This is a genomic window from Sphingomonas ginsenosidimutans (assembly GCF_002374835.1).
GTDB classification, from domain to species: Bacteria; Pseudomonadota; Alphaproteobacteria; order Sphingomonadales; family Sphingomonadaceae; genus Sphingomonas; species Sphingomonas ginsenosidimutans.
In genome coordinates, this window is sequence record NZ_NWVD01000008.1 from 17,570 (window position 1) to 33,258 (window position 15,689).

The 15,689-nt window shown below is 68.5% G+C and carries 15 protein-coding genes; 7 read left to right on the plus strand and 8 right to left on the minus strand.

Annotated features, from left to right (window positions below; all coding sequences use genetic code 11):
• Positions 1–12 precede the first annotated feature (12 nt).
• The 6 genes from edd to COA17_RS14755 all read right to left on the minus strand — a co-directional run bounded on the left by edd (position 13) and on the right by COA17_RS14755 (position 5,843).
• A complete protein-coding gene (gene edd / locus COA17_RS14730; RefSeq protein WP_096613484.1) occupies positions 13–1,845 on the minus strand; it encodes a phosphogluconate dehydratase in 1,833 nt (610 codons plus the stop codon).
• A 109-nt stretch (positions 1,846–1,954) separates the two neighbouring features.
• The gene (pgl, locus tag COA17_RS14735) at positions 1,955–2,659 is read right to left on the minus strand and encodes a 6-phosphogluconolactonase (protein WP_066487584.1); all 705 of its coding nucleotides are present in this window, start codon (positions 2,657–2,659) and stop codon (positions 1,955–1,957) included.
• A 140-nt stretch (positions 2,660–2,799) separates the two neighbouring features.
• On the minus strand, positions 2,800–4,263 hold the full coding sequence (gene zwf, locus COA17_RS14740) for a glucose-6-phosphate dehydrogenase (protein WP_066487583.1): 1,464 nt from the start codon (positions 4,261–4,263) through the stop codon (positions 2,800–2,802).
• A gap of 26 nt (positions 4,264–4,289) precedes the next feature.
• On the minus strand, positions 4,290–5,219 hold the full coding sequence (gene argC, locus COA17_RS14745; RefSeq protein ID WP_096613486.1) for an N-acetyl-gamma-glutamyl-phosphate reductase: 930 nt from the start codon (positions 5,217–5,219) through the stop codon (positions 4,290–4,292).
• Positions 5,216–5,509, minus strand: a complete 294-nt coding sequence (locus COA17_RS14750) for an SH3 domain-containing protein (protein ID WP_245857840.1) — start codon at positions 5,507–5,509, stop codon at positions 5,216–5,218. Before COA17_RS14750 ends, argC begins: the two co-directional genes overlap by 4 nt.
• A 10-nt stretch (positions 5,510–5,519) precedes the next feature.
• Positions 5,520–5,843 (minus strand): MarR family transcriptional regulator, encoded by a 324-nt coding sequence (locus COA17_RS14755; protein ID WP_066487590.1) that lies wholly within the window; start codon positions 5,841–5,843, stop codon positions 5,520–5,522.
• A gap of 264 nt (positions 5,844–6,107) precedes the next feature.
• Between COA17_RS14755 and secG the strand changes: the two genes are divergently transcribed.
• Both secG and COA17_RS14765 read left to right on the plus strand, forming a co-directional pair.
• Positions 6,108–6,491: a preprotein translocase subunit SecG gene (gene secG, locus COA17_RS14760; RefSeq protein ID WP_066487581.1), complete on the plus strand. Its 384-nt coding sequence runs from the start codon at positions 6,108–6,110 to the stop codon at positions 6,489–6,491.
• 85 nt (positions 6,492–6,576) lie between these two features.
• Positions 6,577–8,211: a CTP synthase gene (locus COA17_RS14765; protein WP_096613488.1), complete on the plus strand. Its 1,635-nt coding sequence runs from the start codon at positions 6,577–6,579 to the stop codon at positions 8,209–8,211.
• A gap of 235 nt (positions 8,212–8,446) precedes the next feature.
• Here COA17_RS14765 and COA17_RS14770 read toward each other — a convergent pair whose 3' ends face one another.
• Complete coding sequence (locus COA17_RS14770) at positions 8,447–8,914, minus strand: Hsp20 family protein (RefSeq protein ID WP_066487644.1); 468 nt, start codon at positions 8,912–8,914, stop codon at positions 8,447–8,449.
• Between the two features lie 201 nt (positions 8,915–9,115).
• Between COA17_RS14770 and COA17_RS14775 the strand changes: the two genes are divergently transcribed.
• The 5 genes from COA17_RS14775 (at position 9,116) to COA17_RS14795 (ending at position 14,930) form a co-directional block, all read left to right on the plus strand.
• The gene (locus COA17_RS14775) at positions 9,116–11,521 is read left to right on the plus strand and encodes a TonB-dependent receptor (RefSeq protein ID WP_096613490.1); all 2,406 of its coding nucleotides are present in this window, start codon (positions 9,116–9,118) and stop codon (positions 11,519–11,521) included.
• Positions 11,522–11,931: 410 nt separating this feature from the next.
• Complete coding sequence (locus COA17_RS14780) at positions 11,932–13,182, plus strand: lipoprotein-releasing ABC transporter permease subunit (protein ID WP_066490121.1); 1,251 nt, start codon at positions 11,932–11,934, stop codon at positions 13,180–13,182.
• Positions 13,175–13,861 (plus strand): ABC transporter ATP-binding protein, encoded by a 687-nt coding sequence (locus tag COA17_RS14785; protein WP_096613492.1) that lies wholly within the window; start codon positions 13,175–13,177, stop codon positions 13,859–13,861. The genes COA17_RS14780 and COA17_RS14785 overlap by 8 nt, the downstream gene beginning before the upstream one ends.
• On the plus strand, positions 13,858–14,451 hold the full coding sequence (locus COA17_RS14790) for a GNAT family N-acetyltransferase (protein WP_096613494.1): 594 nt from the start codon (positions 13,858–13,860) through the stop codon (positions 14,449–14,451). The genes COA17_RS14785 and COA17_RS14790 overlap by 4 nt, the downstream gene beginning before the upstream one ends.
• Positions 14,448–14,930, plus strand: coding sequence for a glutathione peroxidase (locus COA17_RS14795; protein ID WP_096613496.1), 483 nt, complete (start codon positions 14,448–14,450; stop codon positions 14,928–14,930). Before COA17_RS14790 ends, COA17_RS14795 begins: the two co-directional genes overlap by 4 nt.
• A 76-nt stretch (positions 14,931–15,006) precedes the next feature.
• Here the strand turns inward: COA17_RS14795 and COA17_RS14800 are convergent, their stop codons facing one another.
• The gene (locus COA17_RS14800; RefSeq protein ID WP_096613498.1) at positions 15,007–15,636 is read right to left on the minus strand and encodes an HdeD family acid-resistance protein; all 630 of its coding nucleotides are present in this window, start codon (positions 15,634–15,636) and stop codon (positions 15,007–15,009) included.
• Positions 15,637–15,689: the final 53 nt, after the last annotated feature.

Consider the following 15,689-nt stretch of genomic DNA (forward strand, 5'->3'; position numbering starts at 1 on the left):
TTCCCGTCGCGCCTACAGCCCCGCGCCCGCCAGGATCGCGCTCGCGCCCTTTTCGGCTTCGTCGGCCAGCCCGCGGAACATGCCGAACAATTCGCGGCCCATGCCGGTCGCCGCGGGCGGCGCGGCGGCGGGGGTGCGCGCGGCCCATTCGTCGGCGGGGACCAGCGCCTCCAGCGTTCCCGCTTCCGCGTCGACGCGGATCAGATCGCCGTCGCGGATCAGCCCGATCGCGCCGCCCGCCGCGCCATTCTGCCCCGGCAGCGCCTCGGGCGAGCAGTGGATCGCGCACGGTACCTTGCCGCTGGCGCCCGACATGCGCCCATCGGTGACTAGCGCGACGCGGAAGCCGCGGTTCTGGAGCACGCCGAGCGGCGGGGTCAGCTTGTGCAGTTCGGGCATCCCGTTGGCGCGCGGCCCCTGGAAGCGGACGACGACGACGACGTCGCGCTCCAGCTCGCCGGCCCGGAACGCCTCCAGCACCTCGAGCTGGTCGGCGAACACGCGCGCGGGCGCCTCGACCACCCAGCGGTCGCGCTCCACTGCCGACACCTTGATGCAGGCGCGGCCGATGTTGCCCTGCAGGATGCGCATCCCGCCATCGGGGGAGAAGGGCGCGGCGGCCGGGCGCAGGATCGTGTCGTCGCGCGTCGGGCCGGAGGGGGCCCAGGCGAGCGTGTCGCCGTCCAGCGTCGGCGCGCTGCCGTAATCGGTCAGGTCTCCGCCGGCCACGGTCATGATGTTGCGATGCAGGTAGCCGGCGTCGAGCAGCTCGCGGATCACGAACGGCATCCCGCCCGCCGCCTCGAACCCGTTCACGTCGGCCGATCCGTTGGGATAGACGCGCGCCAGCAGCGGCACCGCGGCGGACAGGCGATCGAAATCCTCCCAGTCGATCACGATCCCCGCCGCCCGCGCGATCGCGGGGACGTGGAGCAGGTGGTTGGTCGACCCGCCCGTCGCCAGCAGGCCGACCGCGGCGTTGACGATCGCCTTTTCGTCGACGCAATGGCCCAGCGGCCGGTAATCGTCGCCATGCACGCCGATACGGGGCAGGCGGTGGACCGCGGCGCGGGTCAGTTCCTGCCGCAGCTTGGTGCCCGGATTGACGAAGGCCGCGCCCGGCATGTGCAGCCCCATCACCTCCATCATCATCTGGTTGGTGTTGGCGGTGCCGTAGAAGGTGCAGGTGCCCTGCGTGTGATAGGCTTGGATCTCCGCATCCAGCAGTTCGTCGCGGGTCGCCTGCCCCTCGGCGAAGCGCTCGCGCACCGCCGCCTTGGCCTTGTTGGGCAGGCCCGACGGCATTGGCCCGCCGGGAATCAGGATCATCGGCAGATGGCCGAAGCGCAGCGCCCCCATCAGCAGCCCCGGCACGATCTTGTCGCAGATGCCCAGCAGCGCCGCGCCCTCGAACGTGCCGTGGCTGAGCGCGATCGCGGTGGCCAGCGCGATCGTGTCGCGGCTGAACAGCGACAGCTCCATCCCCGGATAGCCCTGCGTCACGCCGTCGCACATCGCCGGCACGCCCCCGGCCACCTGCGCGGTCGCGCCGACCTCGCGCGCCCACACCTTCATCTGTTCGGGATAGCGGTAATAGACCGCATGCGCCGACAGCATGTCGTTGTACGCGGTGACCAGCCCGATGTTCATCGCGCCCGCCTGCGTCTTCATCGCGTCGCGATCCTCGGGCGTGCCGGCATAGGCATGCGCCAAGTTCGCGCAGCCCAGCCGGGGACGCCCGATCCAGCCGTCGCGCTCGCGTTCGATCAGCGAGAGATAGGCGCTGCGCGTGGGGCGCGAGCGTTCGATGATCCGATCGGTGACGGCGCTGACGGCAGGGTTCATGCGATGAGCCTTAGCGGGGGGCGAAGCGGGTGCGAAGTTGCCGCGACCGTCACCCTGTGCGTGACGGCCGGACAGCTCCTGATAACGTTAACTCACGTGCGGCGAAACGTCACGGCGCCCAGTGGATGTCGACCGGCAGTTCGACATCGGCCAGCACGCGACCGATCGGATAGGGCGAGCCGGCGCCCTCCTTGATCGCATCCTCGATCACCGTGCGCTTCGCGTCGCCGGTCACCGCCAGCATCAGCGCGCGCGCGCTGGCGATGGCCTGGCGGCTGAGCGTGACACGCGCCACCGGCGCCTCGGGCGGCAGCGGATCGGGCATGACGCCCAGCGCACGGCGCTCCTTGGGGCCGTTCAGCGCCTCGTCGTAATCGGGGCCGGGGAAGATCGACGCGGTATGCCCGTCGCCGCCCACGCCCAGCAGGCACAGGTCGAGCGGCCAGTGCAGATCCTGCATCAGCGCGTCGGCGGACCGGCCCGCCGCCTTGTAATCGTCGGTCGCCTTGGGGACGATCGGCATCACCCGCGCGCCCTTGGGGATGAAGATCTTGCCCAGCGCGGTGACGTTCGACAGCGGATCGCCCAGCGGCACGATCCGCTCGTCGCCCGGGATGATCGTCACGCGCTTCCAGTCGAGTTTCGCCTTCGCCAGCTTCTCATAGGCGGGCAGGGGGGTCTTGCCGCCTGCCAGCGCGATCACCGCGGAGCCGCGCGCGTCGATCGCGCTTTCGATCACGAACTGGATGTCGCCCGCGACCGCATCGGCCAGTTCGGCGGCATCGTCATAGTCCCACCATTCGATTTCGGTCATGTGCAATTCCAATGCCGTTCGGTTCGAGCAGCCGTCGAGCGACGTCGAGACGGCGTTTCGAGAATGTCTCGATACGCGCCCTCGGCTTCGCTCGGTCGCTACTCGACACGAACGGAGCGGGGCGCGCGGGGTTCAGTGCATCAATCGTCCTGCCACGTCACCCCGTCGCGCTCGGTCAGCGCGATCGCGGCGGACGGGCCCCAGGTGCCGGCAGGATAATGTTTGGGCTTCATGCCGTTCGCGGCCCAGCCGGCGCGGATCGCGTCGGTCCAGATCCACTGCGCCTCCACCTCGTCGCGGCGCACGAACAGCGTCTGGTCGCCCTCGATCAGGTCCAGCAGCAGCCGTTCGTAGGCGATGCGGCGGCGCGTGCCGGCGAATTCGGCGTCCAGGCTCAGCTTCAGCGGCACCTCGCGCAGGCGCACGCCCTCGCGGTCCAGCCCCGGCTCCTTGGCCATCACCAGCAGCTCGATATATTCCTCCGGCTGCAGGCGGATGACCAGCTTGTTCGGCTGGAGCAGCCCGCCGCGCCCGGCGAACATCGAATGCGGCACCGGCTTGAACTGGATCGCGATCTCGCTGCGCCGCACGGGCATCCGCTTGCCGGTGCGCAGGTAGAAGGGCACGCCCTGCCAGCGCCAGTTGTCGACATGCGCCTTGATCGCGACGAACGTCTCGGTGTTCGAATCGCGGCCCAGCTCCTCGTCATAGCCCTTGACGATCTCGCCCTTCACCGCGCCGCCGACATATTGGCCGGTGACGGTACAGTGCGGCACCTCCTCGGGCGGGATCTGCCGCAGCGATCGGAACACCTTGGCCTTTTCGTCGCGCACGTCGGTGGGGGTGAAGCGCGCCGGCGGCTCCATCGCGATCAACGCGACCAGCTGGAGCATGTGGTTGGTCACCATGTCGCGCAGCGCGCCAGCGCCGTCGTAATAGCCGGCGCGATCCTCCAGCCCGACTGTCTCGGACACGGTGATCTGCACGTTGTCGATCCCGCGCGCGTTCCACACCGGTTCGAAGAACGAATTGCCGAACCGCAGCGCCAGGATGTTCTGGACCGTTTCCTTGCCCAGGTAATGGTCGATGCGGAAGATCCGCTCCTCGGGGAAGACCGCGGCGACGGTGTCGTTGATCTCGCGGCTCGACGCCAGGTCGTAGCCCAGCGGCTTTTCCAGCCCGATGCGCACCGTCGGCCCGGCCAGCCCGACCTTCTCCAGCCCCTTCACCGCCGGTTCGAACAGCGACGGCGCGGTCGACAGGAAGATCGCCAGCCCGCCCGAAACGTCGCCGATCTTCTCGGCCAGCGGCGCGAAGGTATTCTCGTCCGACAGGTCGACCGGCTGGAACTGCAACCGCTTCAGGAAGCCGGACAGCGCGGCCTCGTCCTTGCGATCGGCGGGGAGGAATTCGTCGAGCGCCTTCTTCGCTTCGGCGCGGAAGCCGTCGTCGTCCAGATCGCCGCGCGCCGATCCGGTGATCGTCAGCCCCTCTGGCAACAGCCCGTCGGCGTGGAGGCCGTAGAGCGAGGGCAACAGCATCCGCCGGGCAAGATCGCCCGTCGCGCCGAACAACAACAGCTTGCCGACCGGATTGCGCTCCACCGGAGTCTCCTAGGCTGAAAGAAGGGTCAGAGGGTCAGGCCGGCAACGGGGTCGAGACCGGCCATGATGTTGAGGTTCTGGACCGCCGCGCCCGCCGCGCCCTTGCCCAGATTGTCGAGCGTCGCGACCAGCCGCAACTGCCCGTTAACGGCATTGCCGAACACGCGCAGCGTCATGCGATCGGTCCCGGCATCTGCCTCGATCGCGACGGTGGCGACGTCGCTGTCGGCGACGCGCACCAGCGCGCTGCCGGCATAGGGATCCGCCAGCGCGGCGCGCACGTCGTCGATCGTCGTACCGGCGACCAGCTGCGCGGCGTGCAGCGGCACCTCCGCCACCATCCCGCGATAGGTGTGGGCCACCGACGGCTGGAAGATCGGCGGATGGGCAAGGCCGGCGTGGCGCTGCATCTCCGGCACATGCTTGTGCGCCAGCGACAGGCCATAGGGGCGGAAGGCGGTGGCTGCGGCGCCGCTTTCGAATTCCTCGATCATCGCCTTGCCCCCGCCGGAATAGCCCGACGCGGCATTGACGCTGAGCAGCGCGTCCGCGGGCAGCAGCCCCGCGCGCACCAGCGGGCGGATCAGCGCCAGGAAGGCGGTGGGGTAGCAGCCGGGGTTGCTGACGAAGCGCGCGGTCGCGATCCGCTGCGCCTGGTCCGGCTCCAGCTCGGCAAAGCCGTAGGTCCAGCCGTCCGCGACGCGATGCGCGGTTGATGCGTCGATCACGCGCGTCCGGTCGTTGGCGATCATCGCCACCGCCTCGCGCGCGGCATCGTCGGGCAGGCACAGGATAACGATATCGGCCCGGTTGAGCGCCGCGGCACGCGCGGCGGCATCCTTGCGGCGATCGTCGTCCAGCGTGTAGAGCGCGATCTCCGGCCGCGCGGACAGCCGCTCGCGAATCTCCAGACCGGTGGTGCCGACCGCACCGTCGATGAAGACGCCGACCGTCACGACGCCAGCGCCCCGGCGTCGAGATAGCCCACCAGCCCCGATTCGACCGCGATGCCCCAGGCGATGCCGCCGGTGACGTCGAACAGGTCGAACGCATCGCCCGCCCTCAACGCGATCACCGCGGGGGAATCGGCGCCGCGCTGCTCGCGCAACACGGCATCGTGCGCCAGCGTACAGCGGGCCGGGGCGGCGTAATGCGGGGCGAAGACGCGATCGGCCAGGCGGACGTCGGCGATGTCGGGGCGCACCGCATGGGTACGCGGATCGAGCGCGACGGAGCGCCCGGTCAATGCGAATCCGCTACGCGCCAGCCGCGCGCGCTGCGGACGGTGGCTCGCCGTCGCCGATGAACTGCCCGAACTCCTCAAGAAAATCTGCCCCTTCGGAAGTGCGCGCGACGAAGATGTTGCGCTTGTCGCTGTCGTCGCGTTGGCGGCGCAGATAGCCGAGAGCGCCCAGCCTGTTCAAGGCGCGCGTGACGACCGGCTTGGACACGTTCAATATACGCGCCAGGCCGCGCACCGTATGCGGGCCGGGGCGCAGGTACACCACCAGCAGCAGCGCCATCTGGCGGTTGGTGAGGTCGGGCTCGCCGGAGCGGACATAGTCCACCAGCGCCTTCATCCATGAATTGAGTTCGGGCTGCGCAAAGGTCGCCACGTCTTTGTCCCGTCTCTGTTGCAACGCTGCCGGAACGTTCCGGATTTGTGCGGAATAACGCCCGCCCGCGCGGCTGGTTTCAGCCATGTCACGAATTTGCCACGCCTTATGCGGTTTGCGGCGCGCCGGTTGATCGGCGGCGGCGGCGGGACTATGTGGCGGCGGTCCGGGGTGCGGGCTTCGGCCCGTTCGCCCGCTTTCTCTATTTCCGGGATCGTTCGCGCCGCCATGTTCACCTTTCTGCTTGTCGTCCAGGCCATCATCGCGGCGGCCCTTGTTACCGTGATCCTGATGCAGCGGTCGGAGGGCGGCGGGCTGACGTCGTCGGGCAGCCCGTCGGGGCTGATGTCGGCACGCGGCGCGGCGGATTTCTTGACGCGCGCCACGTCGGTCCTGGCGGGCGTGTTCATCGCGATGAGCGTGCTGCTGGCGTTCCTGGCCGCCAGCCGCAGCGCCACCAGCGTCGACACCTCGCTCCAGCGCCGCGCGCCCGCCGCGCAGGCGCAGACCGCGCCGGCCCCGGCGGACGACGCGCTGGCCGGCGCCGCCGCCAATGCCGCAGCGGCGCAGCAGCCCGCACGCGCCGACAACGGCGTCCCGCTCGCCAACTGATCGTCGCACCGATCGTCGTTTCATCGCGCGCGGCACGTCCGCGCGCTTGCCCTCGTTCGTATTTAAAGGTTAGGCGTTCACCCCCATGGCGCGGTACATCTTCATCACCGGCGGCGTGGTTTCCTCGCTCGGCAAGGGTCTCATGGCGGCAAGCCTCGCGGCGTTGCTGCAGACGTGCGGCTATCGCGTGCGCATCCGCAAGTTCGACCCTTATCTGAACGTCGATCCCGGCACGATGAGCCCGTATCAGCACGGCGAGGTGTACGTCACCGACGACGGCGCCGAAACCGATCTGGACCTGGGCCATTACGAACGCTTCACCGGCGTCGCCAGCCGCCAGTCGGACAACGTCACCTCCGGCCGGATCTACAAGACGATCATCGAGCGCGAGCGGCGCGGCGACTATCTGGGTGCGACGGTGCAGGTGATCCCGCACGTGACGGACGCGATCAAGGCGTTCGCGCGCGCGGAAACCGACGACCTCGACTTCGTGCTGTGCGAGATCGGCGGGACGGTCGGCGACATCGAATCGCTCCCCTTCATCGAGGCGATCCGCCAGCTGAAGAACGAGGTCGGGCGCGGCAATGCGATCAGCATCCACGTCACCCTGGTGCCGTACATCGCCGCCGCGGGCGAGCTGAAGACCAAGCCGACGCAGCATTCGGTGCGCGAACTGGCGGCGCTGGGCGTCCAGCCCGATGTGCTGGTGTGCCGCTGCGAACATCCGTTGCCCGAATCGGAACGCGCGAAGATCGCCTTGTTCTGCAACGTCCCCGAAACCGCCGTCATCCCGGCGCTGGACGCCAAGAGCATCTACGCCGTGCCGCTGCAATATCATGCCGAGGGGCTGGATTCGGAGGTGCTGCGCGCCTTCGGCATCACCCCGTCGTCGCCCCCCGATCTTACCCGCTGGGAGGAAATCGTCGAGCGGCTGATGCACCCGGAGGGCGAGGTGACCGTCGGCGTCGTCGGCAAATATGTCGGCCTGCAGGACGCCTACAAGTCGCTCAACGAGGCGCTGGTCCATGGCGGGATCGCCAACCGGGTGAAGGTCAACATCCGCTGGATCGACGCCGAACTGTTCGAGGGCGATGATACCGAGATCGCCGCGCATCTGGAGCCTTGCCACGCGATCCTGGTGCCCGGCGCGTTCGGGTCGCGCGGGGCGGAGGGCAAGATCGCCTCGGTCCGCTTCGCGCGCGAACGCCGCGTGCCCTATTTCGGGATCTGTTTCGGGATGCAGATGGCGTGCATCGAGGGCGCGCGCGACCTGGCGGGCCTGCCGCAGGCGTCGTCGACCGAATTCGGCCCGACCGACGAGCCGGTCGTCGGCCTCATCACCGAATGGATGGGCGAGCGCGGGCTGGAAACGCGCGCCGCGAACGGCGACCTGGGCGGGACGATGCGGCTGGGCGCCTATACCGCCGCGCTGACCGGCAACAGCGTCGTCGCCTCCATCTACGGCAGCGACGAGATTTCGGAGCGCCACCGCCACCGGTACGAGGTCAACACCTCGTACCGCGACGCGCTGGAAAAGGGCGGGCTGGTCTTTTCCGGCATGTCCCCCGACGGCACGCTGCCGGAAATCGTCGAGCGGCCCGACCATCCGTGGTTCGTCGGCGTGCAGTTCCACCCGGAGCTGAAGAGCAAGCCGTTCGACCCGCACCCGCTGTTTGCCAGCTTCATCGCCGCGGCGGTGAAGCAGAGCCGGCTGGTGTAGGGGTATTCGGAACGTCGCGACGAGCCGTTATCCGCTCCACATCGTCGTCCCAGCGAAGGCCGGGATCTTCTGCTTGGCGGGCGCAACTTACGCCATCGGGAGACCCCTGCCTTCGCAGGGGTGACGCGTTTCCGGTGAAAAGGAAAGGCGCCCGGGCCTTGTTCAGGCCCGGACGCCCCCACCGGCGCTCCGAAAGGGAGCAAAGGAACGCCGATATCGCGCGGCGCGGCGCGGGTTACGCGGCCTTCGCCTCGTCGCCGCTCTTGTTTTCGACCGCGGCCAGCGGCGCGCCGGTCTTGATCGCGATGCTCTTGGGCTTCATCGCCTCGGGCACCTCGCGGACCAGGTCGATCACCAGCAGGCCATCGTTCAGCCGCGCATCCTCCACGAACACGAAGTCGGCCAGCTCGAACCGCCGCTCGAAGCTGCGGTTGGCGATGCCGAGGTGGAGGAAGTTGCCGTTGTCCGCCTTGTCGTCCTTTTTGCCGGTCACCATCAGCAGGTTCTGCTGCGCGACGATCTCGATCTCGTCACGGCCGAACCCCGCCACGGCCAGCGTAATGCGGTAGCGGTCGTCGGCGACTCGCTCCAGGTTGAACGGCGGGTAATTTTCGGACGCGCTCCGGGCGTTGGCCTCGATCATGTCGAACAGGCGATCGAAACCGATCGTGGAGCGGCGGTAGGGGGTAAGGTCGAAACGCATCGTCAAATCCTCCAGCGAGCTATTTGAACAAAGGCGCCCGGGCATCCGCGGCGCCCTTCACCGTGCGGCCCCTGATGGGCACCGCACATCCGGAAAATGGGAAATCGGCGAAGCGATTCAAGGGGTGGGGTAAACACCTACTTTCTTGATCGGGTTTGATCGCGAACGGATGATGCGCGGACGAACGAAAGGGGTCGGTTCATGTCCATCACGCTCGCCACGCTGCTGCTCCAGGCCGCATCCACGCCCGCCGCGCCGCCGGTGGAGCCGCCCGCCGCGCAGGAGGATCCCACGACCGCCGCCACCGGCCGCCTCGGCCCGGCGCAGGCGGCGGGGGGCGATATCGTCGTCACCGCGCGCCGCCGCACCGAAAGCGTGCAGACCGTGCCGCTGGCGGTATCGGTGATCGGCGGCACCGCGCTGTCCGAAACCGGCGCCTATAATGTCAGCCGGCTGACGCAGATCCAGCCGACGCTGCAATTCTATTCCACCAATCCGCGCAATTCGGCCGCGAACATCCGCGGGCTGGGCGCGCCGTTCGGGCTGACCAACGACGGGATCGAACAGGGCGTCGGCATCTATGTCGACCAGGTCTATTACAGCCGCATCGCGTCGGCGACGTTCGACTTCACCGATACCGAGCGGATCGAGGTGCTGCGCGGACCGCAGGGAACGCTGTACGGCAAGAACACCACCGCGGGCGCGATCAACATCACCACCCGCAAGCCCAGCTTCACGCCCGAGGCGCGGGTGGAGTTTAGCACCGGCAATTACGATTTCATCCAGGCCAAGGCTTCGGCATCCGGCCCGCTGATCGCCGACACGCTGGCGATCCGCCTGTCCGCCTCGGTCACCTCGCGCCGGGGCACGATCCATAACGTGCGCACCGGCGCCGACGTCAATGCGCAGGACAACAAGAGCCTGCGCGGGCAATTGCTGTGGCAGGCCGCGCCCAACCTCGATCTGACGCTCTACGCCGACTACAACCATCAGGACCCGGATTGCTGCGCGCAGATTTTCGCGCGCGTCGGCGCCACGCAGCGCCCCGTTTGGCGCCAGTATGACGCGCTCGCCGCCGCCTTCGGCTACCAGCCGCCGTCGCGCAACGCCTTCGACCGGCTGACCGATCTCGACACGCCGCTGCGCGCGAAACAGGAACTGGGCGGCGCCTCGCTGGTCGCGAACTGGGATCTGGGCGCGGCGACGCTGACGTCGGTGTCCGCCTATCGCTTCTGGGACTGGGATCCGTCGAACGACCGCGACTTCATCGGGCTGCCGATCACCACCGTGTCGGCCAATCCGTCGCAGCAGAAACAGTGGAGCCAGGAACTGCGCGTCGCGTCGAACGGCCGGCGGACGATCGATTATGTCGCCGGGCTGTTCTACTTCCACCAGACGATCGACACGCAGGGGTTGCAGGTACAGGGGCCGGCGGCGAGCCGCTTCCTGCTCAACCCCGGCACCCCGCCGTTCGGCGCCAACGGTTGCGCCACCGCGACCGCCAATGCCTGCAACCCCGCGGTGTTGAACGGATTGACCGCGCGCAACACGATCGGCTTCTCGAACACCTCGGCGGCGGCGTTCGGCAAGCTGACCTGGCATATCAGCGACGCCTTCTCGATCGCACCGGGGCTGCGCGTGAACTATGACAAGAAAAGCGGTTCCTATGTCTCGGTGGTGACCATCGGGAGCGGATCGACCACGCTCAACGCCGATCAGCGCGGCGTGCTGGCGCCGCAGCGCTACCAGCCCGATTTCGACGACTGGAACGTGTCGGGCGACATCACCGCCGCGTGGAACGTCGCCCGCGACGTCCACGCCTATGCCACCTATGCCCGCAACTACAAATCGGGCGGCATCAACCTGTCGGGCCTGCCGCTGGATGCCAGCAGCAACCCGATCCTGTCGGCGGCGACCGTCCGGCCGGAGAAGGTCAACCATTACGAGCTGGGGCTGAAGACGCAGTTCCTCGACCGGCGTGCGACGGTGAACGTCGCGGGCTTCTGGACCGAGATCGACGATTACCAGGCGACCGTCACCAACGGCCAGCTGGGCGTGCTGCGCGGCTATCTGGCCAATGCGGGCAAGGTGCGCACCCGCGGGGTGGAGGTCGATACCGCCCTCCGCCCGACCACGCGGCTGAACCTCTATGCCAACGGCGCCTTCACCGACGCCAAATATGTGACGTTCACCGACGCGCCGTGCCCCCCCGAACTGTCGGGGGGCACCGGCAGCCCGGCCAATTGCGACATCTCCGGTCAGCGGTTGCCGGGCATCTCGAAATGGGCGTTTTCCTATGGCGCGGAATATGCCGTGCCGCTGGCGGCGGGGGGCAATGTCTATGTCGGCTATGACGGCAGCTACCGCTCGGGCTTTTCGTCCAACCCGTCCGAATCGATCTACACCAACATCGACGGCTATGCGCTGTCGAACGTCCGGCTGGGCTATCGTGCGGATCGCGGACTGAACGCCTTCCTGTGGCTGCGCAACGCCTTCGACAAAGATTATTACGAACTGCTGGCGACCCAGTCGGGCAACACCGGGCTGGTCGTGGGTCAGCCGGGCGACCCGCGCACCTATGGCGTGACGGTGTCGGCGTCGTTCTGACGGGGGGCTTGGAATGGCCGGCGGCGGAGCCGCCGGCGTGACGTCGGACGGGTTCGGCTGTGCCGACCCGCCGGCCGGTTCAGTCGCCGCGCGGCGCGCGACGGCGCGGTGCGCCTGCGACCGAACGGCAAACGCCCGGGCCGTTTTCACGACCCGGGCGCCTGCGTGACGATTGCTCGTCAGCCCCCTAATCCAGTCCCCTGGCCCGCGCGCCTCGTCATGCGAAGCGGAGCCTGGCGACATTCCCCGAACCACGGCCGTTGCCTGTGTGCCAGTGCGGTTCGTATGCCGGGGCCATGGGGGCGCTGTCACCCTAAATGAACGGGACATAAACCGATTGTGGCCGCGCTGTGTCGATTCCGCCACACGCCCCGTTGCGCGGCTGTGCCGGCCGTCCTACAGGCGCGGGCATGTTGCTGTCGCGCTATGAGAGCATGATCGCGCGGCGGTATCTGCTGCCGGGCAAGGGTGAACGGTTCATTGTGCTGGTGGCGGGTTTCTCGCTCGGCGCGGTGATGCTGGGGGTCGCCGCGCTGGTGATCGTCATGAGCGTCATGAACGGCTTCCGTGCCGAGCTGTTCGACAAGATCGTCGGGCTGAATGGCCATGCGGTGGTGCAGGGCTATAACGGCCGCCTCGCCGACTGGCGGCGCGTCGTGAAGGAAGCGACCGCCACGCCGGGGGTGACCAGCGCCGTGCCGCTGATCGAACAGCCGCTGTTCGCCACCTATAACGGGCGCGCCGAATTCATCCTGTTGCGCGGCATGCGCGTGGAGGACATCCGCGGCAACCCGACGATCCGGTCGAAGGTGGTGGCCGGCGATCTCGACGCGGTCACCCCGGGCAGCAACAACGTGGCGATCGGCGCGCGGCTGGCCGAGGCGCTGGGCGCGACGATCGGTTCCGAGATCTCGCTGGTCAGCCCGCAGGGGCAGACGACGCCGTTCGGCACCGTCCCGCGCATCGTCAACTATCGCGTCGCGGCGATCTTCGAAGTCGGCATCTACGACTATGACAAGGCGTATGTGATGATGCCGCTGCCCGATGCGCAGACCTTCCTGCTGATGGGCGATGCGGTGGGCATGGTGGAACTGCAGACCGTCGATCCCGACCGCGTCGGCCCGATCCTCGCCCCGCTGGCGCGCAAGGTGCAGGGCGTCGGCGTCGTCGCCGACTGGCGCCGCCTGAATGCCGAGCTGTTCGACGCGCTGGCGGTGGAGCGGGTGGCGATGTTCGTCGTGCTGTGCATCATCATCCTGGTGGCGGCGTTCAACATCGCCTCCTCGCTCATCATGCTGGTCCGGTCGAAGACGCGCGACATCGCGATCCTGCGCACCATGGGGGCCAGCCGCGGCGCGATGCTGCGCATCTTCATGACGGTGGGCACCACTATCGGCGTGCTGGGGACGATCGCCGGGCTGCTGCTGGGCGCGGTGTTCCTGTTCTTCCGCCAGTCGGTGGTCAATTTCGTGCAGCTGGTGACGGGGCAGAACCTGTGGGACCCGTCGATCCGATACCTCACCGAACTGCCGTCGAAGCCAAACCCCGTGGAGATCACCGCGATCGTCGTCATCACGCTGGTCATGACCTTCCTCGCCACCGTCTACCCGGCGTTCAAGGCGGCGAGCACCGATCCGGTACAGGTGCTGCGCTATGAGTGACGCCGTCCTTCAGACGACCGGCCTCGCGCGCAGTTTCACGCAAGGGGAAACGACGATCCACGTCCTGCGCGGCGTCGACCTGTCGGTCGGGCCGGGGGAGATCGTCGCGCTGCTCGGCCCGTCGGGATCGGGCAAGTCGACGCTGCTCCAGGCGGTCGGCCTGCTGGAGGGCGGGTTCGCCGGGTCGATCCGCATCGCCGGGGTGGAGGCCGCGCAGCTCGATGCCGCTGGGCGCACCGCGGTGCGCCGCGACCAGCTGGGCTTCGTCTATCAGTTCCACCACCTGCTGCCCGATTTCAACGCGATCGAGAATGTCGTCCTGCCGCAGCTGATCCAGGGCGCGACCCTCGCCGCGGCGGAGGAGCGCGCCGCCGCGCTGCTGTCCGCGCTGGGCGTCGGTCACCGGCTGACGCACCGTCCGGCGCAGCTGTCGGGCGGTGAGCAGCAGCGCGTCGCGGTCGCCCGCGCGCTCGCCAACCGCCCCGCACTGGTTCTGGCGGACGAGCCGACCGGCAACCTCGACGAGCGCACCGCCGACGTGGTGCTGGCCGAGTTCCTGCGGCTGGTCCGCGGCGAAGGCTCCGCCGCGCTGGTCGCGACGCACAATGAACGGCTGGCGGCGAAGATGGACCGCGTCGTCCGCCTGCATGAAGGCATGCTGGAGGAGGCGGGGGCGTGAGCAACCCGTGGCGCACCCCGCCAACGCTGCGCGGGCGCCACGTCACGCTGCGTCCGCTGGTCGCGGCCGATGCCCCCGCGCTGGCCGAGGCGGCGGCGGACGGCGACCTGACCGAATTGTTCTTCACCAACGTATCCGGCATGACCGATCCGGAGGGGTTCGTCGCCGCCGCGCTGCGGGAACAGGACTATGGCCGGGCGCTGCCACTGACGGTCGAGACGCCCGACGGCCGCGTCGTCGGCCTCACCCGCTTTATGCGAATGCACGAGGCGCATCGCCGCGTGGAGATCGGCGGCACCTTCTACGCCCGCTCGGTCCAGCGCAGCGGGGTGAATACCGAGGCGAAGCTGCTGCTGCTGACCCACGCCTTCGACGTGCTGGGGTGCCAGGTCGTGCAGATCCGCACCGACTGGTTCAACAAACGGTCGCAGGCCGCGATCGAGCGGCTGGGCGCGAAGCGCGACGGGGTGCTGCGCGCGCACCAATTGTTCAACGGCCGCGTCCGCGACATGGTGGTCTATTCGATCGTCGCGTCGGAGTGGCCGGGCGTGCGCATGAATCTGAATTTCCTGCTGGAGAAACCGCGATGACCGCGATCACCGATTTCACCGTAACCGCCGCCGACGGATCGCCCGTCGCGCTCGACGCGTATCAGGGCAAGGTGCTGCTGATCGTCAATACCGCCTCGAAATGCGGCTTCACCCCGCAGTACGAGGGGCTGGAGGCGCTGCACCGCCGCTATGCCGACCGCGGTTTCGAGGTGCTGGGCTTCCCGTGCAATCAGTTCGGTGCGCAGGAACCGGGCGACGCGGCGGAGATCGCCAGTTTCTGTTCGCTGACCTATGACGTCACCTTCCCGGTGTTCGCCAAGATCGACGTCAACGGTGCGGGCGCCGATCCGCTATTCGAACGGCTGAAGGCCGACGCGCCCGGCGTGCTGGGGTCGAAGGCGATCAAGTGGAACTTCACCAAGTTCCTGGTCGACCGGGAGGGGCGGACGGTGAACCGCTACGCGCCCACCACCAAGCCGGCGGATATCGAAAAGGATATCGAGGCGCTGCTGGGCTGATCGCCCCGCTTCCCCTCCGTCATGCCGGACCCTACGTGCCGCCGGGACAGGGCGCTCAAGGCGCCCGACGGTGGCCTTACTCCGGCACGGCGAACGCGCTCGCTCCCTTGCGGTGGTCCCCCGCGGCGGCAAGCGCGGCGACGCCGCCGAACAGGAAGCTGATCGCCAGCACATAGCCCGGCAGCGTCAGCGCCGACCACGGCACCGTCATCGCGATGAACACCGCCAGCAGCAGGTTCACCGCGCCCAGCGCCATCACCATCGCGCGCCGCCGCCGCATCTTCAGCCCCCACCACAGCTCCAGCGCGCCACGCGCGCCCAGCCACACCGCGACGGTCAGCGTCAGCGAGATCGCGCCCGTCACCGGCTCCATCACCATCAACGCGCCGACCACGACGGAGAGGATGCCGAACAGCACCGAATAGCCACGGCTCTCCGCGCCTTGGGCGAACAACCCCGCCGCGATCGCGAACACACCCGATACGAAGAACAGCACCCCGATCGTCACCGTCGCGGCGAAGGTGGCGGCATAGGGAAAGGCGAATGCCGCGATCCCCAGCACCACCGACACCACGCCATAGGCCATGATCCAGCCCCACCCGGCGCCGGTCGCCGGGCTCGTGGGCGGGCCGGAGGTCGGCCCGGAGGTCGGGCCGGAGCTCGGGGGCGTATCGGGTGGCAGGATCGGATCGCGCAGGTCGGTCATCGCACTAACTCCTGGTGGCGTCGGTGGCGAACGGGTGCGCGCGGTGGCGGTTC